The sequence below is a fragment of the Sphingobium sp. LMC3-1-1.1 genome, from assembly GCF_040676285.1.
Lineage (GTDB): Bacteria > Pseudomonadota > Alphaproteobacteria > Sphingomonadales > Sphingomonadaceae > Sphingobium.
In genome coordinates, this window is sequence record NZ_JBEGHQ010000055.1 from 1 (window position 1) to 572 (window position 572).

Here is a 572-nt window from a genome sequence, read left to right on the forward strand (position 1 = left end):
AGCTGGGCGGCATCAATCCCCATGACTGGCTGACCCAGGCCCTATCCGCGCTCGCCAACGGCCACCCGGCCAATCGAGTGTATACGCTCATGCCCTGGATCAACGTGGGCTGAGAACACCGCTTACGGTGGAGCGACGTCGGAACTGGAGTGACGAGGAGAAGCTGGCGATCCTGAAGGAGACGACGGCGCCGGGGGCGATCGTCTCGGCCGTGGCTCGGCGGCACAGCGTTGGAACAGGCCAGCTTTATATCTGGCGCAAGCAGCTGCTTCGCGGAGCGATGGCGGGCTTCGTGCCAGTCGAACTGGCATCGTCTTCGCCGTCGGCCAAAGCCGGGGAACCAGGGCGGATCGAGGTTCGCGGGCGGTGCGGCCTGACGGTGTCGGTGGATGGCGAGGTGAACCGGGCGGCCCTGAAGCAGGTGCTCGATGTCCTGCGGGAGTTGGACTGGACTTGTAACGGTTTTGTGCTGTTCACTTGAGAGTTTAAGGCTCGTTCAAGGAGACCGATGAGATGATCAAGCATAGCGAAGAGTTCAAGCAGGAGGCGGTGCGCATTGCGCTGACCAGCGG

At 62.9% G+C, this 572-nt stretch carries 2 protein-coding genes; both read left to right on the plus strand.

The annotated features are described in order from the left end of the window. The first annotated feature begins 11 nt into the window (after positions 1–11). Entirely contained in the window at positions 12–113 is a 102-nt protein-coding gene (locus tag MRBLMC3_RS18730; protein ID WP_363828212.1) for a transposase domain-containing protein, read from the plus strand. A gap of 14 nt (positions 114–127) precedes the next feature. Then, the gene (gene tnpA, locus MRBLMC3_RS18735) at positions 128–481 is read left to right on the plus strand and encodes an IS66-like element accessory protein TnpA (protein ID WP_363831273.1); all 354 of its coding nucleotides are present in this window, start codon (positions 128–130) and stop codon (positions 479–481) included. The last annotated feature ends 91 nt before the right edge of the window (positions 482–572 follow it).